This is a genomic window from Paraburkholderia lebeckiae, assembly GCF_050436325.1.
In the GTDB taxonomy this organism is placed as follows: domain Bacteria; phylum Pseudomonadota; class Gammaproteobacteria; order Burkholderiales; family Burkholderiaceae; genus Paraburkholderia; species Paraburkholderia tuberum.
The window spans coordinates 2,172,057-2,191,071 of the sequence record NZ_JBNDLZ010000002.1; the positions used below are offsets into that span (position 1 = coordinate 2,172,057).

At 63.3% G+C, this 19,015-nt stretch carries 18 protein-coding genes; 10 read left to right on the forward strand and 8 right to left on the reverse strand.

Annotation, left to right across the window (positions count from 1 at the left end; all coding sequences use genetic code 11):
• Positions 1-90 precede the first annotated feature (90 nt).
• The 4 genes from OKW44_RS13140 to metC are packed head-to-tail and all read right to left on the reverse strand — an operon-like array spanning position 91 to position 3,552.
• Positions 91-861 carry an amino acid ABC transporter ATP-binding protein gene (locus OKW44_RS13140; RefSeq protein ID WP_018423950.1) on the reverse strand — a complete coding sequence of 257 codons (771 nt, stop codon included), beginning with the start codon at positions 859-861 and terminating at the stop codon, positions 91-93.
• On the reverse strand, positions 858-1,508 hold the full coding sequence (locus OKW44_RS13145) for an amino acid ABC transporter permease (protein ID WP_018423949.1): 651 nt from the start codon (positions 1,506-1,508) through the stop codon (positions 858-860). Before OKW44_RS13145 ends, OKW44_RS13140 begins: the two co-directional genes overlap by 4 nt.
• A gap of 2 nt (positions 1,509-1,510) precedes the next feature.
• Entirely contained in the window at positions 1,511-2,350 is an 840-nt protein-coding gene (locus OKW44_RS13150; RefSeq protein ID WP_113062018.1) for an ABC transporter substrate-binding protein, read from the reverse strand.
• A gap of 38 nt (positions 2,351-2,388) precedes the next feature.
• Positions 2,389-3,552, reverse strand: coding sequence for a cystathionine beta-lyase (gene metC / locus OKW44_RS13155; RefSeq protein ID WP_018423947.1), 1,164 nt, complete (start codon positions 3,550-3,552; stop codon positions 2,389-2,391).
• A gap of 100 nt (positions 3,553-3,652) precedes the next feature.
• On the opposite strand from metC, the gene OKW44_RS13160 reads away from it, so the two are divergent.
• The 6 genes from OKW44_RS13160 to OKW44_RS13185 all read left to right on the forward strand — a co-directional run bounded on the left by OKW44_RS13160 (position 3,653) and on the right by OKW44_RS13185 (position 9,263).
• Positions 3,653-4,567: a LysR substrate-binding domain-containing protein gene (locus OKW44_RS13160; protein WP_026226437.1), complete on the forward strand. Its 915-nt coding sequence runs from the start codon at positions 3,653-3,655 to the stop codon at positions 4,565-4,567.
• A gap of 327 nt (positions 4,568-4,894) precedes the next feature.
• On the forward strand, positions 4,895-5,494 hold the full coding sequence (locus OKW44_RS13165; protein ID WP_018423945.1) for a cytochrome b: 600 nt from the start codon (positions 4,895-4,897) through the stop codon (positions 5,492-5,494).
• A 55-nt stretch (positions 5,495-5,549) separates the two neighbouring features.
• Positions 5,550-7,001, forward strand: a complete 1,452-nt coding sequence (locus tag OKW44_RS13170; protein WP_018423944.1) for a glycosyltransferase family 2 protein — start codon at positions 5,550-5,552, stop codon at positions 6,999-7,001.
• A gap of 216 nt (positions 7,002-7,217) precedes the next feature.
• Complete coding sequence (locus OKW44_RS13175) at positions 7,218-8,408, forward strand: Rieske 2Fe-2S domain-containing protein (RefSeq protein ID WP_018423943.1); 1,191 nt, start codon at positions 7,218-7,220, stop codon at positions 8,406-8,408.
• Between the two features lie 223 nt (positions 8,409-8,631).
• Positions 8,632-8,757, forward strand: a complete 126-nt coding sequence (locus tag OKW44_RS13180; protein WP_260327592.1) for a hypothetical protein — start codon at positions 8,632-8,634, stop codon at positions 8,755-8,757.
• Positions 8,758-8,828: 71 nt separating this feature from the next.
• Positions 8,829-9,263 (forward strand): rubredoxin, encoded by a 435-nt coding sequence (locus tag OKW44_RS13185; protein WP_018423941.1) that lies wholly within the window; start codon positions 8,829-8,831, stop codon positions 9,261-9,263.
• A gap of 33 nt (positions 9,264-9,296) precedes the next feature.
• Here the strand turns inward: OKW44_RS13185 and OKW44_RS13190 are convergent, their stop codons facing one another.
• On the reverse strand, positions 9,297-10,151 hold the full coding sequence (locus OKW44_RS13190) for an oxidoreductase (RefSeq protein WP_018423940.1): 855 nt from the start codon (positions 10,149-10,151) through the stop codon (positions 9,297-9,299).
• 229 nt (positions 10,152-10,380) lie between these two features.
• Positions 10,381-11,160 (reverse strand): LysR substrate-binding domain-containing protein, encoded by a 780-nt coding sequence (locus OKW44_RS13195; protein ID WP_018423939.1) that lies wholly within the window; start codon positions 11,158-11,160, stop codon positions 10,381-10,383.
• Between the two features lie 120 nt (positions 11,161-11,280).
• Here OKW44_RS13195 and lysA point away from each other — a divergent pair, with 120 nt between their 5' ends.
• Positions 11,281-12,537 carry a diaminopimelate decarboxylase gene (lysA, locus tag OKW44_RS13200; RefSeq protein ID WP_018423938.1) on the forward strand — a complete coding sequence of 419 codons (1,257 nt, stop codon included), beginning with the start codon at positions 11,281-11,283 and terminating at the stop codon, positions 12,535-12,537.
• 22 nt (positions 12,538-12,559) lie between these two features.
• Here lysA and OKW44_RS13205 read toward each other — a convergent pair whose 3' ends face one another.
• On the reverse strand, positions 12,560-13,480 hold the full coding sequence (locus OKW44_RS13205; protein ID WP_018423937.1) for a LysR family transcriptional regulator: 921 nt from the start codon (positions 13,478-13,480) through the stop codon (positions 12,560-12,562).
• A gap of 113 nt (positions 13,481-13,593) precedes the next feature.
• On the opposite strand from OKW44_RS13205, the gene OKW44_RS13210 reads away from it, so the two are divergent.
• The 3 genes from OKW44_RS13210 (at position 13,594) to OKW44_RS13220 (ending at position 16,689) form a co-directional block, all read left to right on the forward strand.
• Complete coding sequence (locus OKW44_RS13210) at positions 13,594-14,361, forward strand: transporter substrate-binding domain-containing protein (RefSeq protein WP_018423936.1); 768 nt, start codon at positions 13,594-13,596, stop codon at positions 14,359-14,361.
• Positions 14,362-14,398: 37 nt separating this feature from the next.
• Positions 14,399-15,514: a succinylglutamate desuccinylase/aspartoacylase family protein gene (locus OKW44_RS13215; protein ID WP_018423935.1), complete on the forward strand. Its 1,116-nt coding sequence runs from the start codon at positions 14,399-14,401 to the stop codon at positions 15,512-15,514.
• A 257-nt stretch (positions 15,515-15,771) separates the two neighbouring features.
• Positions 15,772-16,689, forward strand: a complete 918-nt coding sequence (locus OKW44_RS13220) for a dihydrodipicolinate synthase family protein (RefSeq protein ID WP_035471748.1) — start codon at positions 15,772-15,774, stop codon at positions 16,687-16,689.
• 109 nt (positions 16,690-16,798) lie between these two features.
• On the opposite strand, the gene OKW44_RS13225 is transcribed toward OKW44_RS13220, so the two are convergent.
• Positions 16,799-18,955, reverse strand: coding sequence for a phosphocholine-specific phospholipase C (locus OKW44_RS13225; RefSeq protein WP_026226435.1), 2,157 nt, complete (start codon positions 18,953-18,955; stop codon positions 16,799-16,801).
• Positions 18,956-19,015: the final 60 nt, after the last annotated feature.

A 19,015-nucleotide genomic window follows, 5' to 3' on the forward strand; every position in this document is an offset into this window, starting at 1 on the left:
TGGGCTGTATTACGTCGCCGACGCTTTCCGCCGCTTTTGCAACGGAAGCCCTACGCGTGATTCAAGGCGGTGTCGCGGCGTACTCAACGCTCAGGTCTCGATCAGATGCAAAAACTGCCTTACCCGTGGACTGCTGCCTTCACCAAAGAAGGCTTGCGGTGTCGTGTCTTCGGCAACCACGCCGCCATCCATAAAAACAATGCGATCCGCTACATCTCGCGCAAACCGCACTTCGTGCGTGACGATCAGCATCGTCATGCCCGCTTTGGCAACGTCGCGCATGACCGTAAGGACATCCTCCCGCAGCGCTGGATCGAGAGCGGATGTGGGCTCGTCGAAGAAGATGACCTCTGGATCCATCGCGAGCGCCCGCGCGATCGCTACGCGCTGCTTCTGACCGCCGGACAGCCGTGCCGGATATTCGTTGGCTTTTGCGGCCAGGCCAACCTGTGTCAGCAGGTGAATTGCGCGTTCCGACGCTTGCGCACGAGGGACACCCTTGACGCTGACCGGACCTTCCATCACGTTTTCCAGTGCTGTCCTGTGCGGAAAGAGGTTGAACGACTGGAACACCATCGCGGTGCGCTGGCGGATCGCGCGGATCTTCCTCTGATTCTGGCGTGACGGTTTTGACAAACCGTTGCATTCGACATCGATGCCGCATACTGTCACGCCGCCGGCATCCGGTACCTCCAGGAAGTTCAGTGAGCGCAGCAGCGTGGTCTTGCCCGACCCGGAGGGACCCATTACAACGACAACCTCGCCTTTCGATACGCTGAAATCGACGCCGCGCAAGACCTGGTTCTCGCCAAATGCCTTCGAAAGTCCACGGACTTCAATCGTCCCGATATCAGTATTCATACAAAACGCCTCGAAATGCGATTCTCGAGGACCGTCTGGACTATCGTGAGAATCTGGTTGATGCCCCAGTAGATCAGGCCGACCATCAGGAACATTTCCATGTAGCGGAAGGTGGAGGCGCCGACCTGGTCGGCGACGCGGGTCAGTTCCACCACCGTGATTGTCGAAGCGAGGGATGTATCTTTGATTAGTGCAATCATGCGGCTGCCGACAGGCGGAATGGCGATGCGTAGTCCTTGGGGGAGAATAACCCGCGACATGGCTTTCCAGTAACCCATGCCCAGCGACATCGCAGCTTCCCACTGGCCCTTGTCCACCGCGTTGATGCCGGAACGGAAGTTCTCGCTCAGATACGCGGCCGAAAACAGCGTGAGCGCGAGGAGCGCGGCGGGAACCGGTTCAAGTGTCAGACCGTACCGGGGCAAACCGAAATAGATCAGCAGTATCTGCACGAGCAGCGGCGTGCCACGGAAGATGGATACATATGCGAATGCGAACGCGCGTAGTGCACCTATGCTGGAGATACGAGCCAAGGCGACCAGCAACCCTAGCGTCGAACCGAGCACAAACGACAACAAACCGAGAAAGAGTGTCATCAGCACCGCACTCTTTAACAGCGGAAGCGAGCGCATGAAAAGCTCGATCATGACTACTCCTTGTGCGCCTTCGCTTTGGTGATCGTGCCGGGCATATCGTAATCCCGCCCGACCCACTTCCTGGCAATGGCCTCGATCGTCCCCTCAGCCATCATGTCTGCAATGGCCTTGTCGACCGCTGCGAGCAGGGCCGGTTGGCCTTTCGTCAAAGCCGGCGCTGATAGCTGGTAGATCAAGGGTTCGCCCACTTCCTTGACCGGTAAATGGTTGACGTTGGCGTACTTCATGCCGCCGAAGTGCGAGATGATTACCGCGTCGATACGTCCGTTGCCCAGATCGCTGAAGACGAGTCCCCCGTTATCGTACGAACGGATGTCGGAGTCATGCAGGTGTGCTCGTGCCCATGTTTCATTGCTTGAGCCAGTGACCACTCCCACTCGCTTGCCTTTAAGGGTTTCCTTGCCCTTAATGTCTGTGTTGCCGGCAGGTACGAAAATGCGGAAATCCTCCACGCCGTATGGATCGCCGAAATCAACCTGTTGTTGCCGTTCAGGTGTAGGTGTGAGATCGTTCATCACAAGGTCGTACTTGCCCGTCTTCAACCCTTCCACGAAGTTCTTGAACGAATCGGCGACGAATACTACGTTCGGCACGCCAATGCGCTTGCCGACTTCCTCTGCAATTGCAACGTCATAGCCGACAGGTTTGTTGTTTTCGTCAAGCATGCTCCATGGGGGACTACTCTGGGTGTTGGCCACGCGCAATGTGCCACTCGCCTTCGCCTGCGCGAGAAGATCCGCGGCCTGCACAGTAGCCGGTGAAATGAATGCCGCGCAAAGCGTCACGAAACTCGCTATCGTGACAAAGCGTCCCCATCCCTTGATTGATTTCATCTCGTACTCGCTCATCCAGGTAAATTGAATTAAAAAATCTACGCAGCGGTTGTTCGGGTGCGTCTGAATGCGTCAAGACCGGCATTCAGATCCGCAAGCAGCATCGCCGGGTCTTCCAACCCGATCGAAAGGCGCACGATAGGCTGGTCGGTAAGCGGGAACGCACGCTCGGCCTGCAACGGGGCCGGGTAGTAGGCAGCGAGGCTATGCACGCCTCCCCAGCTCGCCCCGATGGGGAAATACTGGAGCGTATCGAAGAATGCGTTGAACGCGTCCTCCGCCGCGGGCTGGAGGATCAGGGAGAAGAGACACCCGCTGCTCGCAAAATCCCGCTTCCAGATGGCATGACCGGCATCGGACTGCAGTGCCGGGAATAGCACCTTGCTCACTTCCGGGTGACGTTCGAGTTCCCTCGCAATCTGCAACGTTGAGGCGCTCTGGGCGGCGAAACGGACCTTGAGGGTTTGCAGGCCGCGCATGACGAGGAAGCAGTCATCAGGGCTGGTCTGCTGGCCGAGAACGCTCTGCGTCTCGCGCAAAGTCGCGTAGTAACCCGCGTCGTTCATGCTGATGCAGCCCACCAGTAGATCCGAATGACCACCAAAAAATTTCGTCGCGGCTTCGACGCTGAAATCCACACCGTGTTCGAGCGGTTTGAAAGCGAGCGGGCTTGCCCAGGTGTTGTCCATCATCGTCAATACGCCGTGACGTTTCGCGACTTCGACGATCGCCGGAATGTCGGGCATCTCCATCGTCACCGTCCCCGGCGACTCCATGCAAATCATGCGGGTGTTGGGCTTGATGTACTTTTCAATCGCAGCCCCGATTGCCGGCGGATACAGTTCGACCTCGACGTCGAAGTGCGCCAGCCACTTATGCGCGAATGTCTTGAGCGCGCCGTAGCAGGCAGCGGACACCAGCAGGTGATCGCCGCCGCGCACGAAGCCCATCACGGTCGTCATCAGCGCGGATTGACCGGACGGCGTCACCACGCAATGCGCGCCACCTTCGAGCTCGGCGATGCGGTGCTCCAGTTCACGAGCCGTTGGCGTTCCGGTGATGCCATAGCTGTAACCGTCCGGTTGCCGCTCCTTGCGGCGCGAAAAATCGGCCAGAGAATCGAATACAACGGTCGATGCCCGGATGATGGAAGGGGACAGGCTGCGGAACGGCTGCGGCGCTTTCTGGGGATTGCTTGTCATCTTGCTCCCGGTGATGCCTCGTGGTGGATTGATGATCGAAGTTTACTTTCGCCCGGGATTGCATCAACATCGGAAATAATTAGGTCAATAAGTCTAGGTTATGCGAATCAGGGATATTGAAGTGTTCAGGGCGGTCATGAACGCAGGAAGCACGAGCAAGGCGGCGGCCCTGCTCGGCATTTCGCAACCGGCTGTCAGTCAGGCCATCAGGCGTCTGGAAACCATGGCGGACTTCGCCCTGTTCGAGCGGATACGCAGCCGGCTCGTTCCCACCCAGGAAGCCGTCGCCCTGATGCGTGAGGTTGACCAGTACTTCCGCGGATTCGAGGTCATCGAGCATCGAATCCGCAGTTTGCGGTCCTACGGACTGGGCCGGATGGCGATCGCCTCTCTGCCGGCACTGGGCACAGGCTTTCTGCCACGTGTCATTGCGGCGTTCGATGCCCCGTCCAGAAACGTGCAAATTTCGCTACAGGTGATGAGTTCGCGCGAAGTGCATGAGAAGGTCTCGGCTGGACAGGTGGATTTCGGCCTGATGTCCGACGAGATGTCGATGGCCGGCCTCGAACACTCGGTGTTCGCGCGTATGCGGGCTGTCGCAGTGATGAACTCACATCATCCTTTGGCCGCGCGTCCTGTCATCGCTGTCGCGGATCTGCCTGAATTTCCTTTCATCGCGCTGAATCCCGAAGACAGCACCAGGCTACGCCTGGAGACGCAACTCACGGCACGCGAAATCCGTCTCAAACCGGTCGTCGAGACGCCGTATTCGCACACGATCTGCGAACTGGCGCTCGCGGGAGTCGGTATAGGAATCGCTCATCCGCTCGTGACGTTGGACTTCGCAGAGCGGGGGCTCGTCGTGAAGCCGATCGACATCGAGGTAATGTTCACAGGAGTGCTGGTGTTTCGCCCTGGTACCCCGCTCACGGAAACCGCGAGGCAGTTCATGCGGCACATGAGAATGCAGCTCGAACGTGACCAGAAGGCGCTCAAAAGGGCGCTGGCGAATTGATCGGATAGAAATCGGACTCGCTTGATCGCTGCATCGCGCCTGGCCTCGTCACGTTCGCGCAAGCGCAAGGCGAATTCGATGCTGCCGTGAGTCCCGCGCTGATCCGCGGGACGCCAGCCAGAACATGGGCCAAAACACCAGCTAAAAAGCGGCCACGCGAGTGCGATTTGCGCGCGCGTCGTGCATCCAAAGCCCGAAACAAACTGAAACACGCAGGTTAAGCGCTTTGCCGAATAAAACGGCACACTAGCGCGTTTGCCTGATACCGGTAGCGTCGATTTTCAAACAGCTTTCGCGGCATTCATCGCCTTCGCAAACGGAACACCCATGAACACCCAAGCGAATTCCCTGACCGATTCGACCGATGCCTCTCGCCCGCCGCGCTATACGCGCACCGCGATGACGCTGCACTGGCTGATCGCGTTGCTGATGTGCGCCAATGTCGTGCTCGCTCTGTCCGCCGATTCGCTGCCCGACGACTGGGTGCGTCCGGTGATCGACACGCACAAATCGATCGGCATCACGGTGCTCGGGCTCGCGCTGCTGCGCATCCTGTGGCGCGTGTCGCACAAGCCGCCGCCGTTGCCGCGCGAGTTTCCGTCGTGGGAAATGATTGCCGCGCAACTCGCGCACTTCGCGCTGTATTTGCTGATGATTGCGTTGCCGCTATCCGGCTGGCTGCACGATTCCGCGTGGAAAGACGCGGCCACGCATCCGATGCGGTGGTTCGGCCTGTTCCAATGGCCGCGCATCGGCTATGTGATGCAACTCGACCCGACACTGAAAGAGACGTTGCACGATCGCTTCGGCGCGCTGCATACGTGGCTCGGCTATGCGCTCTATGCATTGCTGGCGATGCATATCGGCGGCGCGCTCAAGCATGAGTGGCTCGATCGCAAATCGGTGTTGAAGCGCATGACGCCGTGAAGCCGCCGCCGCTTCGCCAACTAACCGCAACCCAGCTGAACCTGAGACACGCGCCTTGAAGAAGACCCTCGAACAGGCACTTGCTGTCGCGTCGCCGCGCATTCTGCCGCGTCGCGCGACGCTATCGAGCACGCTGATCCATTCCAGCGTCGTCGTGCTGTGGGCACTGCTGTTCGCGCGAGCATGTTTTCTGCGTGGCGCGCTCGCGTGGTCGACCGGAATTGCGTATGTCGTATATGACACGTTGCTGCTCGCGTTCGTCACGTGGAAGTCGTTGCCGCTCACGCGCCGCGCGGCGCCGCTCGAAGCCGACCACGAACGGCGCGAGTTGCCGGGCATGGGTGTCATCGTCGCGTCGCGTAACGAGGCGGCCGTGTTACCGGTTACGCTCGCCGCGCTGCTGCGGCAAATGCACGGCCCCGCGCAGATCGTGATCGCCGACGACGGCTCCACCGACGCCACCGCCGAGTTGCTCACGCAACGCTTCGGCCTCACGCCCGCCGCCGATGGCGTGCTGAGCGCGCCGAGCTCGCTGCATCCGAACCTGTTCTGGCTGCGCGTGCCGCACGGCGGCAAGGCCCGCGCGCTCAACGCCGCGATCACCGTGATGACGACCGACACCGTGATGACCGTCGACGCCGACACGCTGCTCGACGACGACGCCACCTACGCGATGCGCGCCGCGTTCGCGAGCGGGCCGTCGCTCGTCGCGGCAGCGGGCATTCTCGTGCCGGTCTGCGGCAAGTCGCTGTCGGGCCGCGTGTTCCAGTGGTTCCAGACCTACGAGTACATGCGCAACTTCATCGCGCGTTTCGCGTGGATGCGCGCGGACAGCCTGCTGCTGATCTCGGGCGCATTCGCGTCGTTCCGGCGCGATGCGCTCGTCGCGGTCGGCGGCTTCGATCCGCAGTGTCTGGTCGAGGATTACGAACTGATTCACCGGCTGCGCCGCTATTCGGTGGATCACACGCTCGGCTGGGACGTGCGCGTGGTAGGCGAAGCGCATGCGCGCACCGATGCGCCCGACACCCTCGCAAGCTTTCTGCGGCAGCGCCGCCGCTGGTTCGCGGGTTTCCTGCAGACGCAGTACTGGAACCGCGACATGACCGGCAATCGGCGCTACGGCACGCTCGGCATGCTGATGCTGCCAGTCAAGGCAATCGACACGATGCAGCCGATTTACGGCCTCACGGCATTCGCATTGCTACTCGGTTTTCTGTTCGGCGGACACGGGGCGATCGTCGTGTCGATCTTCAGCGTGATCGGCCTGAAAACGGCGATCGATCTGGCGTTTTACCTGTGGAGCATTCATCTCTACCGGCGCTGGACCGGCGAGCGCAGTGGCAACAGTCTCGGCATGGGGATGCTCGCGGCCGTTGCGGAGCCGTTCACGTTCCAGCTCGCGCGTCATCTGGGCGCCGCGCTCGGTTGGCTGCATTTTCTGCGCGGCGGCCGCGCGTGGGGCGTGCAAAGGCGATCCGGGCTCGTCGCGGTCGACGAGGATTGAGCAGTTCGAAGCGCAGGTCAATGTTTCTGTAGGGCGGGTGTGGTAAAGGTGGGCTCGGTCACCCTGATGCGCGCTGCTGCGCAAAGTGTGCTGCGACGCATCGCGCATGTCGGCGAAAGTGCCATGCGGCGGCTGCATCAAGTAGACTGGTGAAGACGCCGCACTGCGATGCAGCGCGGCAACCTTCCATCCGCTGGTGCACGGAGGCTTTGACCTATGCATGCAGTTCCCCCGCTCGAACAGGAACAGGAATACGCAGGCGCAACGCTCACTGCCGCGCCTGCTCAAGCCACTCACGAGGCGCCGGTGCGCGATCTGCGCCGCGTCGCCATTCATCCGGATTACTGGTACCCACTCGCGTGGTCGCATGAAGTGAAGCGCGGCAAGACGTTCGGCGTGACCTTCGCCGGCGATCCGATCGTACTCGCGCGCACCGAGAGCGGCAAAGTGTTCGCGCTGGAAGATCGCTGCGCGCATCGGCAGGTGCCGCTGCATCAGGGCGTGGTCGACGGCGAATCGATTCGCTGCGGCTATCACGGCTGGACCTACGACTGCTCGGGCAAGTGCATCGACGTGCCGTACCTCGGCCGCGATCGTCTACCGAACGGGGTGCGCTCGTATCCGTGTCAGGAAGTGGAGGGGCTGATCTTCGTGTTTCCGGGCGACGCCGCGCTCGCGGAGGAGCGGCCGTTGCCGGGCTTTCGCTCGGTGTCCGACCCGAAGTACAAGACGCGCCGCTTCGGCCGTCCGGTCAAGTGTCATTATTCGTTCATGCACGAGAACCTGATGGACATGAATCATCAGTTCCTGCATCGCCGCCAGATGGGGCGCATGCGTGCGCGTTCGCTCGGGCGGCGACGCGGTGAGGGCTGGGTCGAGGTCGACTACACGTTTGCGCGCATGGAGGGGCAGCAGCCGCTAGGCGAGGCGATGGTGTTCGGCGAGAGGCGCAAGACCGGTGGCTCCGGCGACAAAGACGTCATGACGATCCGCACCGAATACCCATACCAGACCCTGCGAATCCGCAACGACGAGCAGACGCTGGTGATGGACCTGTGGATCGTCTATGTGCCGCTCGACCGCGAGCAGCGCACCAACCGAACGTTTGGGCTGCTGTCGATCCGCAAGCCCGGCATTCCGGGTGTGATGAATCTCGCATGGCCGCTGCTGGTGTGGTTCACCGAGCGCATTTTCAAGGAGGATCGCGAGATCGTCGAGGCGGAGCAGCGCGCCCACGATTCGCAGGGAGCGGACTGGAATCACGAGGTGTTCCCGGTCATCAACGACTTGCGCGCGCTGCTGCGCGAGTGCGGCGCGCCGGACCAGGTGGTCGGCGCGGGCACCGGCGATACGGCGGTGATCCGTTTCTGGGATTCGCGTCACGGCGATCCGCTCGCCAAGACCTGAGCGCGGCGCGGCGCGGGTGTTCACCGGCGCCGCGCACCCAGTCCCGCCACGGCTTTCCCCCTCGCCCGGAATTAATCCATCTCCCCACGGTAGACAATGCGCGGCGCGCAAGCGGCGATAATATCGCCCGGTACTTTCGTTGTTCGCGAGTTTGCGCCAATCGACATTCGTCGCGTCCGCACCCGTGTACCATTGCGCTTTTTCCGAACTTCAAGACTCGCTCGTGACCACGCAACAAACCCCCACCAACTCGCGTAAATCCCTCACTCTGCTGCAACTGCTTGGCCTGATCGGCGCCGCTGGTCTGATCGCCTCGATCGCGCTGAATCTGCTGGTCCACGCGCACTGAAGCAGCGCCCGCCTCGCGCGGGCAGCCTTGTGCCGGCGCGCGTCGCCGGCTTTCTCTAGATTCCGATTGCCATGTACAAGAAGGGCGTAGCCGTAGAAATCCAGTTTTCCCCCGAGCGGCTCAACGACGGCGCCGGCGATCCGTACTGGATCGATCTGACCCACGACGAAGCGCAGCGCCTGCTCGACAGCCTGAAGGCGCGGCTTGCGGGAACCGGTAGCGGCACGGTTGCGCCGCTCGTCGTGAGCCTCGATGCGACGGCGCGCACGTGCGCGGCGGATGCCGCTGCGACCGGTACGCCCGATGCGCCGTCGGTCGCGAATGTCGCCACAACCGACGACTTCAAGCAATGGGTCTGTGTGATCTGCGGCTGGGTCTACGACGAAGCCGCCGGCGTGCCGGAAGAGGGCATCGCGCCGGGCACGCGCTGGGCCGATGTGCCGGCCGACTGGCGCTGCCCGCTGTGCGATGTGGGCAAGGAAGATTTTGCGCTGGTGGAGTTTTAAGCGGCGGGCCGAGGCTCGCCTGATAAACCCGCTCTACGCCGTCCCTTCCGGATAATCCGCCCCCTCGCTCGTCGCTCGCCAGGTGTCGAAATCGCCGCGCAGAAAGTCGAGCTTCCTGTACGCGAGATCGAGCGCGGTCTTGCCGAGCAGCAGCCGCAGCGGCGGCGCGTCCGACAACGCCGCATCGATGATCGCCTGCGCGGCTCGCACCGGGTCGCCGGCCTGCTGGCCGCTGCGCGCTTCGGTCTGCTTGCGGCGCTCACCGGCGGTCGACGCATAGTCGTCGATCAACGTTGCCGACTGCTTGATCGACGGACCCGCCCAGTTGGTGCGAAACGGCCCAGGCTCGACGATCAGCACGCCGATGCCGAGCGGTTTCACTTCCAGCGCGAGCGATTCCGACAGCCCTTCCACTGCGTACTTCGTCGCATGGTAGTAGCCGGTCGCCGCGAAACTCGCAATCCCGCCAATCGACGACACGTTGACGATCAAACCGCTGCGCTGCTCACGCATGATCGGCAACACGGCCTTCGTGATGTCGACGAGGCCGAACACGTTGGTCTCGAACATCGCGCGGACTTCGCTGTCCTCGCCTTCCTCGATCGCGGCCAGATAACCGTAGCCCGCGTTGTTGACGAGCGCGTCGATGCGGCCGAAATGGCGCTTCGCCTGCGCGACCACGGTTTCTATCTGCGCGCGATTGGTCACGTCGAGTGGTAGCACCAGCGCGCGCTCGCCGTGCCCCTCTGCGATGTCCTTCACTTTCGATGCATCGCGCGCGGTGACGACCGCGCGCCAGCCGCGTTCGAGCACGAGCTTCGCGAGCTCGCGGCCGAAGCCGGTGGAACAGCCTGTGATCAGCCAGACGGGATTGTCTCGATTCATCATTTGGAACACTCCTGTTGAGGGTCTCTGACGTGAAGCCTGGAAAACGGCGCTAACAACGGCGCCCCGATGCGGCGCAGACGCGCGGCGCGTCGGTAATCGGTATGCGGGTGATGTCAGCTCGAAGCGTGCCCGGTTCGCGCGGCGGACGGTTCGGGCGGTGGCCCCGCGCGAACGCGCGTGGCGCTGCGCGGATTCGCCGGGCGATGAAGCGGGGACGCCGCCGTGACTGCTATGAATGCGATGACCGCTTGGGGCTGGTGTGGCGCTTCAATTGTAGCCGCAGCGCGGCGGCTTCGCTTTGCAGCGCGCCGACGAACGCGTCCGCGAGTGGATGCGCGGGCCGGTGCTCGGGACGGATCACGCTGACGCGAAACGGCAGCGACAACGCGAGCGGCCGGATATGCAGAGTGTGGCCCGCGAAATCGAGCGCGGTCAGCGGATTGACGATCGCAATGCCGAGCCCGTGCCGCACGAAGCTGCACACGGACACCGCGGTCGGCGTTTCGATCAGCAGGCGGCGCGCGATGCCGGCTCGCGCGAACGCTTCGTCGATTTGCAGCCGGTATGGATCGTTCGCGGACAGGCTGATGAACGCCTGATCGGCGAAATCTTTCAATGCGATCACGCGTTTCGCGAGCAGCGGGTGAGCGTCGGGCAGCACACACACTTCATCGACGGCGATGAGCGGCGTGAGGCGCGTGCCGGGCGGCGGCGCGTCGTGCTCGGTGAGACCGAGGTCGTAGCGCTGCGCGCTCAGCCATTCTTCGAGAAACGGCGACTCCTGCGTCGCGATCGATACGTTGACGCCCGGCTGCACGTCTTGAAAGCGTTTGACGGCGCCCGGCAGGTGCACTCGCTCGAACAACGCGAAGCCGATGCTCTGTTCCATGCGCGCGAGTTCGCGGCTCACGGTGGGCTGCGACGTGAACAGCATCTCGGCGGCCTTGGTCACGCTGCCGGCCGTTATCAGCGCGCGGAAGATTTCGATGTGCCGGTGCGTGAGCGCCATGGTGGGTCCGTGCTATATCAAAAGTGAATAGGTGAGCGATAGATTGGTATTTTACTGAATGATCGCCGCGGATCATCATGTCGGCTATCGCTTTCGCAAAGCTTCGACATGCAACCGACCATGACGCCATTCGACTCCCATCAACTCGCCGACCTCGCGCGCCAGCACGGCACGCCGCTATGGGTCTATGACGCCGACACGATCCGCCAGCGCATCGCGCAGTTGCGCAGTTTCGACACGATCCGCTACGCGCAGAAGGCCTGTTCGAACGTGCACATCCTGAAGCTGATGCGCGACGAAGGCCTGATGGTCGATGCGGTCTCTTTGGGTGAACTCGCGCGCAGTTTTGCCGCGGGTTATGCGGCTCAACCCGCATCGAACGGTGGGCCCGAAGGCGTCGTCTTCACCGCCGACGTGCTCGACCACGCGACGCTGGCCACCGTGCTCGACGAGCGAATCACGGTCAACGCCGGCTCGCCCGACATGCTCGAACGTCTCGGGAGACACGCGAGCGAAGGCCATCGCGTGTGGCTGCGGATCAATCCCGGCTTCGGCCACGGCCACAGCAGCAAGACCAACACAGGCGGCGAGCACAGCAAGCACGGCATCTGGCGCGATGACCTGCCACGCGCGCTCGAACTGGTGCGGCACTATCGGCTGACGCTCGTCGGGCTGCACATGCATATCGGCTCGGGTGTCGATTACGCGCATCTCGCGAAAGTGTGCGATGCAATGGTCGATGCGGTGTCGCAACTCGATCAGGATATCGAGGCGATTTCCGCGGGTGGTGGTTTGTCGGTGCCGTATCGCGATGGCGAGCTGAGGGTCGATACCGCGCATTATTTCCGGCTGTGGGACGACGCGCGGCGCCGCATCGAAGCACGCGTCGGGCATCGCGTGAGACTCGAAATCGAACCGGGGCGCTTTCTGGTCGCGCAAGCAGGTGTGCTCGTCGCCGAAGTGCACGCGCTGAACCGGCGGCCGTCGCGGCAATTCGCGTTGCTCGATGCGGGCTTCAACGACCTGGTGCGGCCGTCGTACTACGGCAGTTATCACGAGATCAGCGTGCTTCGGCGCAACGGCACGCCGAGCGATGCGCCGGCCGGCTCGTTTAGCGTGGCGGGGCCACTGTGCGAAGCCGGCGACGTGTTCACGCAGGCGCAAGGCGGTGTCGTCACGAGCCGGTCGATGCCCGCGCCTCAAATGGGCGACCTGCTCGTGTTCCACGACACGGGCGCGTACGGCGCGTCGATGTCATCGAACTACAACAGCCGGCCGCTCGCGCCCGAGGTGCTGATCGAGCGTGGCAACGCGCGGCTGATCCGGCGCAGGCAGCGCATCGAAGAATTGATAGCGCTCGAAGCAACGGCGGCTTGAGCGGCGCGTTGGAGTTCAACGCTCAATGCGCCCGCACCGTGCGCGTGTACGACGCGATCATCGTCGCGAACTCTTGCGCGGCTGGGGTCAGCGGAATCGCGGCGCGTTGCAGCAGACAGACGTTCTGCTGCAACGCGCGCTCGCGCACGGGGATCGTCGTCAGCACGTCCGCGAACGGCCCGCGCTTCGCGATGACCGATGATTCGAGCGACAGGCAATCAGTCGCGGCTACCAGGTGCAGCGTCTCGTACAAGCCCTCGACGGTCGCGACGATCTTCGGCGGCGGCAAGCCGTAGCTATCGAACAGATGGCTCAACCGGTTGACGTGCGGCTCCTCGGTCAGATTCGGCGAGCGCGTCGTCACCCACGTGCAACCGACGAGTTCGGCGAGCGACTTCGCGCGCGCCTTCGGATGACCGCGCCGGCACACGATCACCGGGTCGGACGGATAGAGCGGCGTGACCGACAGATCGGCGGTGTCGGTCTGCTTCGATACGAGCGCGACAGCGAAATCCAGCGTGCCTTCGCGGATCCACGAAATCATCATGCGCGACGTGCCCGTGCGCAGATGCACGGCGACGCGCTCGAAGCGCGCACGAAATTCCATCAGCACGGGCGCGAACGCGTCGACGAGCGGCTCTGTCGTCATGCCGAACGTGACCTCGCCCACGTAGTCGCCGCGCAGTTGCCGCACGTCCTCTTCGGCACGCTCGCATTCACCGAGGATCGCGCCGGCCCGCTGCAGCAGCCGCTGGCCCAGCGCGGTCAGCGCAATGCCGCGATTCGTGCGCGTGAACAGCATCGCGCCGAGCATCGATTCGAGGTTCTGCAACTGCTGCGTGATGCCGCTTTGCGCGATGCCGAGCGCGCGCGACGCCGCGCGGATGCTGCCATGCTCGGCGACCGCCGTGAACGCGCGCAGCTGAGAAATCGTCAGTGCCATGGCGACAGGTTTGGTGATCGGTAAAAGTGATCATGATAGTCCGAACAGGACTTCTTTGAGGCGCCACAGCGGCTTAGGATCACGCTGTCCTGATCCGCTCATCGTCGCCTTCCATGAAAACGCTACTGATCACTCTCTGCGCCGCGCTGGCTTTCAGCAGCGGCGCGTTCGCCGCTGACGCCAACACGTTGCGCCTCGGCATCGATCCGACCTATCCGCCGATGGACTCGAAGGCTCCCGATGGCAGCCTGAAGGGCTTCGACGTCGATCTCGGCAACGAGATTTGCCGGCGCATCCACGCGCATTGTCAGTGGGTCGAACTCGAGTTTTCGGGCATGATTCCGGCGCTGCAGGCGCGCAAGATCGACGCGGTGCTGTCGTCGATGGCGATCACCGAGAAGCGCGAGCAGCAGATTCTGTTTTCGTCGAAGCTGTTCCAGTTCAAGTCGCGGCTGATCGCTCGGCAAGGCTCGTCGCTCGTGCCTACGGCGAGCGGACTCGCCGGCAAGCAGATCGGCGTGCAGTCGGGCACGCAGTTCGAGGGCTACGCGCTGAAGAACTGGACGCCGCTCGGCGCGAACGTGGTCGCTTACAAGAGCCAGGACGAGGTGTTCGCCGATCTGCGGAACGGCCGGCTCGACGGCGCGTTGCTCGGCACCGTCGAGGCCGATTACGGCTTCCTGCGCACGCCTGCGGGCAAGGGCTTCGCGTTTGTCGGCGAGCCGCTTTCGATGGGAGATCGCGGCGTTGGCATCGGCTTGCGCAAGGACGAAACCGCGGTGCAGGCATCGATCAACGCGGCGATCGCGTCGATGCGCAAAGACGGCACCTATGCGCAGATCGCGAAGAAGTATTTCGACTTCGATCCGTACGGCAATTGATCCAGATTTCCAACATTATCTTCGCGGCTTTCCATTCATGAACAGGCAATCGATTCCGCTTCTGTCGCCAGCAATCGGCACGCACCGCGAACTGGTTTCGTTTCATTTCGGCCCGGCCAATAGCGGGCAGAAGATCTATATCCAGGCGTCGCTGCACGCCGACGAAACGCCCGCGATGCTGACCACGGTGCTGCTGAAGCGGCGTCTGCGGGAGCTCGAGGAAGCCGGCGCGCTGAACGCGCAAATCGTGCTCGTGCCGGTGTCAAATCCGGTCGGCCTCAGTCAATACGTGCTCGGGCAGTTCATCGGCCGCTTCGATCTCGGCAGTGGCAAGAACTTCAACCGGCATTTCGTGCAGTTCGCAAAGCTCGTCGCGAATGCAAAAGAGGCGCTCGGCGCCGACGCGAACGAGAACCGCCGCATCGTGCGCGAGCTGCTCGCGGCCGAACTCGCGCAACAGAAGCCGCTGACCGAATTCGAGTCGCTGCAACTGGCGCTCTTGAAGTTGTCGTGCGACGCGGACGTCGTGATCGATCTGCATTGCTCGCTCGAAGCGGCGATGCATGTGTACACGAGCGAATCCGCTTGGGCCGAGTTCGAGCCGCTGTCGCGCTATCTCGGTGCAGAGGCGTCGTTGCTCGCGACCGATTCGGGCGGCGGCGCGTTCGACGAAACCCACAGCCTGCTGTGGTGGACGTTGCAGCAGCAGATGCCGGCGAGCAAGCCGGTGCCGACCGGCTCGATCGCGGTGACGGTCGAATGCCGCGGCCAGCGCGACGTGTCGTATGAAGTCGCGCAACAGGATGCCGACGCGCTCGTCGACTATCTGGTGTGGCGCGGCGCGATTCGGGGCGAGGCCAAGCCGTTGCCGCCGCTGCTGTCGCCGGCGACGCCGCTCGCGGGCAGCGAGCAGTTCTATGCGCCGCTGAGCGGGATTCTCGTGCACCGCGCGAAGATCGGCGACAAGATCCGCGTGGGCCAGCCGCTGTTCGATATCGTCGATCCGCTGACCGACGAGACGACCACGATCGCGAGCCAGACCGAAGGGGTGCTGTACATGCGGCGCGCGATCCGCTTCGTGACGGCCGGTGCGCCGCTCGGCCGCGTGACCGGCACGCGGCCGATCCGAACGGGCGTTTTGCTGGGCGCCTGATCGCGTAACGGCTATGCCGGACTCGGCATCCAGGGGCCGCCTCGAAGCCTCGCGCGACGGCGCTGACGTGCGCCTCAGCCGCCTTGCCGCGAAGTAGCCGGCACCGCCCGGCCGGCGATCCGACGCCTCGCCTGTTGTGCGGATTTAATCTCTTTCAGCCACGAAAAAGCCCAAGCCCGCCTCCGGATAAAGGCCGATACTCGTCGTCATACTCAACGTGTGTCGGCGCGGCCGGCTTTTCGAAGGAGACGGACAAAGTGAGCAAGGCTATCCAATGGAGCGGAGTGTTTCCCGCCGTCAGCACCCAGTTCAAGCCGGATTTTTCGCTCGACATCGACGCGACGCACCGCGTGGTCAGCAATCTCGTCAAGGACGGGGTGTCGGGTCTGGTGGTCTGCGGCACGGTTGGCGAAAACACCTCGCTGAGCACGTCGGAAAAACTGCAGGTGATCGAGGCCGCGCGCGATGCGGCTGGCGGCAAGGTGCCGGTCGTCGCGGGTGTCGCCGAGTTCACGACCGAGTTCGCGCGGCAGACGGTGCGTGAAGCCGCGCGTGTCGGCGTCGACGGGGTGATGGTCATGCCGGCGCTCGTCTATTCCGCGAAGCCGCACGAAACCGCCGCGCATTTCCGCTCGGTCGCGACCAGCACCGATCTGCCGGTGATGATCTACAACAACCCGCCGATCTACAAGAACGACGTCACGCCGGACGTGCTGATCGCACTGCAGGACTGCGAGAACATTGTCTGCTTCAAGGATTCGTCGGGCGATACGCGACGCTTCATCGATCTGCGCAACGCGGTGGGCGACCGCTTCGTGCTGTTCGCCGGCCTCGACGACGTCGTCGTCGAAAGCATCGCGGTCGGTGCGCAAGGGTGGGTGTCGGGCATGTCGAACGCGTTCCCGAAGGAGGGCGAGACGCTGTTCCGCCTCGCCACGCAGAAGCGTTTCGATGAAGCGCTGTCGCTGTACCGCTGGTTCATGCCGCTGTTGCACCTCGATGCGCGCCCCGACCTCGTGCAATGCATCAAGCTGTGCGAGGAACTGCTCGGCCGCGGCAGCGCCGTCACGCGTCCGCCGCGCCTCGCGCTGCAATGCGACGCGCTCGCCGAAGTCAAAGACATCGTCGCCAGGGCGCTCGCCACGCGTCCGGCGCTGCCGGACGTCGGTCTCTAAGCACCGCGTTTCAATACGAGCCTCAAAAAACATCGGCACCCTGTCTGCCACGTTGGCGGGACAGGATGCCGAATCTCGCTGCGAGTAAGCGGCGCTGGCGGTTGTTGCCTCAACTCGCGCTCAGCACCGGCGCAACCGCAGCCGGATCGCTGATACTCGGCCGGCCGTTCTCGACGTGACCGGCAAAGCGGCGCGAGAAGCTCGCGTCGTCACTGCTCGTCACCGTCAGGTCGTACCAGTGATGGCTCGACGCAAGCACCCAGCCTTCTTCGATACGCGCATTGGCCGGCACGACCACGGTGCGCGGGCGCGCGCCGTACGCGTTGTCGATCACCGTCAGATGCGCGATGCCGCCGCCACTGTTGCTGAACTTCAGGAACACGTTGCCATTCGCGACGTCGTATTGCACGGTCACTTCAGGCCGCGCCGGTTGGTTGTCGCCATGAGCGTTGCCATGGCCATTCTGCGTGCTTTGCGTGCTCGCCTGGGTGTTGCCCGCGAACTTGCGCACGAAGCCGTTCGGGCCGAACACGTCGAATGCATACACGCCGTTCGTCGTGCTCAGGTCGAACGTGTCGCTGAGCGACTTGCCCGCTTCGACCGTGTAGCGCCACGGACCGTCGGTGCGATTCGTCGCGTACACGTAGAAGTGCGCGCCCTGGTCGCCGGTGTTGCCGATCGTGATTTCGAACGTGTCGTTGCCCGCGTTCGCCGCGCCGTTCACATGCAGTTCGTACGGCAACGCGCGCGCGAAACGGATGCCCGCTTCCTGCGCATCGACCGGAGCCGGCGTCGTCGGCACGGTCGGCTTCGGTTGCGTCTTGCACTGGTTGTCGGCCATGCTCATGTAGTTGCTGGTGTCCGGCAGCGATGGCATCTTCGCATCCGGCGTGCGGAAGTCGAATGCGGTGGTCAGGTCGCCGCACACCGCGCGACGCCATGCCGTGATGTTCGGCTCATGCACGCCGAAGCGCGTTTCGATGAAGCGGATCACAGACGTGTGATCGAACACCTGCGAGCACACGAAGCCGCCCTTGGTCCACGGCGACACGATCGTCATCGGCACGCGCGGGCCGAGGCCGTACGGATAGCCGTCGGCGGTGTAGCTGCCGCCGCGCAGCGGATTGACGACATTGTGGATTTCGCCGTCGGTCGTGACCGTCGACTTGCCCTGGGTGGAGGTCGTCGGCGGCTGCGGCGGCACGAGGTGATCGAAGAAGCCATCGTTCTCGTCGTACATGATGAAGAGCACGGTCTTGCTCCACACCTCCGGGTTCGACGTCAGCGCGTCGAGAATCTGCGACGTGTATTCGGCGCCGTACGCGGGCGTGTAGCTCGGATGCTCCGAGTAGGCGGCCGGCGGGCACAGCCACGACACCTGCGGCAGCCGGTTCGCGAGCACGTCGGCTTTCAGGTCGTCGATCGTGCGCACGGTTTGCGCGCGCTCGTAGAGCGGCGAACCCGGCTGCGCGTTGATGAAGTTCGTGAAGTTCTGCAGGATGTTGGTGCCGTAATTGCCATTCAGCGGATCGACGCCCGACGTGCCCTGCTGATAGATCTGCCACGAAATGCCCGCGGCCTGCAGACGCTCCGGATACGTCGTCCACGACAGCAGCTGATAGTTCGGCGGACCATCGCCGTCGACCCAGTCGTTGTTGTCGAGCAGCGGGCCGCCCATCGTGCCGGTCGGGTCGACCATGCCGGTCATCAGATACGCGCGGTTCGGGTGCGTCGGTCCCGGCAACGAGCAGAAGTACGCATCGCAGATCGTGAAGGCGTCGGCGAGCGCGTAGTGGAACGGGATGTCGCTACGCAGGTGGTAGCCCATCGTCATGTCGGTCTTGTTGGCGGGCCACTGGTCGTAGCGGCCGCCGTCGATCGCGTAGTGGGTCTTGTACCACGAGTGATCGAGATCGCCGACGCACTGCGCGCTCGTCGTCGCGGTGTCCAGATGGAACGGCAGCACCGGCTTGGTCGGGTCTTCCTTCGACGGCTGATTCCACACCGGCAGGCCGCTCGGCAGCGGAATCGGGAAGCGGTCGTTGTAGCCGCGCACGCCGCGCAGATGGCCGAAGTAGTGGTCGAACGAGCGGTTCTCCTGCATGAACACGACGATGTGCTCGATATCGCGAATCGTGCCCGTGCGCGAGAACGCGGGCACGGCGAGCGCGTTGCGGATCGACTCGGGCAATGCGGTCATCGCGGCGGCGGCGCCCGCGGATGAAGCCACGGTTTGCAGGAAACGGCGACGGCTAGTTGATGTCATCGAATATCACCTTCTGCGTAGGGGAAGAATAGCGCGCGTAAGCGTGCCTTGGGGTGTTTC

What these genes read in the sequence shown, in the direction of transcription:
- OKW44_RS13190 (WP_018423940.1), bottom strand. Translation starts at nt 10,151, where the DNA reads ATGATGAATCGAGACAATCCCGTCTGGCTGATCACAGGCTGTTCCACC.
- OKW44_RS13225 (WP_026226435.1), bottom strand. Translation starts at nt 18,955, where the DNA reads ATGACATCAACTAGCCGTCGCCGTTTCCTGCAAACCGTGGCTTCATCC.
- metC (WP_018423947.1), bottom strand. Translation starts at nt 3,552, where the DNA reads ATGACAAGCAATCCCCAGAAAGCGCCGCAGCCGTTCCGCAGCCTGTCC.
- OKW44_RS13165 (WP_018423945.1), top strand. Translation starts at nt 4,895, where the DNA reads ATGAACACCCAAGCGAATTCCCTGACCGATTCGACCGATGCCTCTCGC.
- OKW44_RS13185 (WP_018423941.1), top strand. Translation starts at nt 8,829, where the DNA reads ATGTACAAGAAGGGCGTAGCCGTAGAAATCCAGTTTTCCCCCGAGCGG.
- OKW44_RS13150 (WP_113062018.1), bottom strand. Translation starts at nt 2,350, where the DNA reads ATGAAATCAATCAAGGGATGGGGACGCTTTGTCACGATAGCGAGTTTC.
- OKW44_RS13205 (WP_018423937.1), bottom strand. Translation starts at nt 13,480, where the DNA reads ATGGCACTGACGATTTCTCAGCTGCGCGCGTTCACGGCGGTCGCCGAG.
- OKW44_RS13160 (WP_026226437.1), top strand. Translation starts at nt 3,653, where the DNA reads ATGCGAATCAGGGATATTGAAGTGTTCAGGGCGGTCATGAACGCAGGA.
- OKW44_RS13195 (WP_018423939.1), bottom strand. Translation starts at nt 11,160, where the DNA reads ATGGCGCTCACGCACCGGCACATCGAAATCTTCCGCGCGCTGATAACG.
- lysA (WP_018423938.1), top strand. Translation starts at nt 11,281, where the DNA reads ATGACGCCATTCGACTCCCATCAACTCGCCGACCTCGCGCGCCAGCAC.
- OKW44_RS13210 (WP_018423936.1), top strand. Translation starts at nt 13,594, where the DNA reads ATGAAAACGCTACTGATCACTCTCTGCGCCGCGCTGGCTTTCAGCAGC.
- OKW44_RS13175 (WP_018423943.1), top strand. Translation starts at nt 7,218, where the DNA reads ATGCATGCAGTTCCCCCGCTCGAACAGGAACAGGAATACGCAGGCGCA.
- OKW44_RS13145 (WP_018423949.1), bottom strand. Translation starts at nt 1,508, where the DNA reads ATGATCGAGCTTTTCATGCGCTCGCTTCCGCTGTTAAAGAGTGCGGTG.
- OKW44_RS13215 (WP_018423935.1), top strand. Translation starts at nt 14,399, where the DNA reads ATGAACAGGCAATCGATTCCGCTTCTGTCGCCAGCAATCGGCACGCAC.
- OKW44_RS13140 (WP_018423950.1), bottom strand. Translation starts at nt 861, where the DNA reads ATGAATACTGATATCGGGACGATTGAAGTCCGTGGACTTTCGAAGGCA.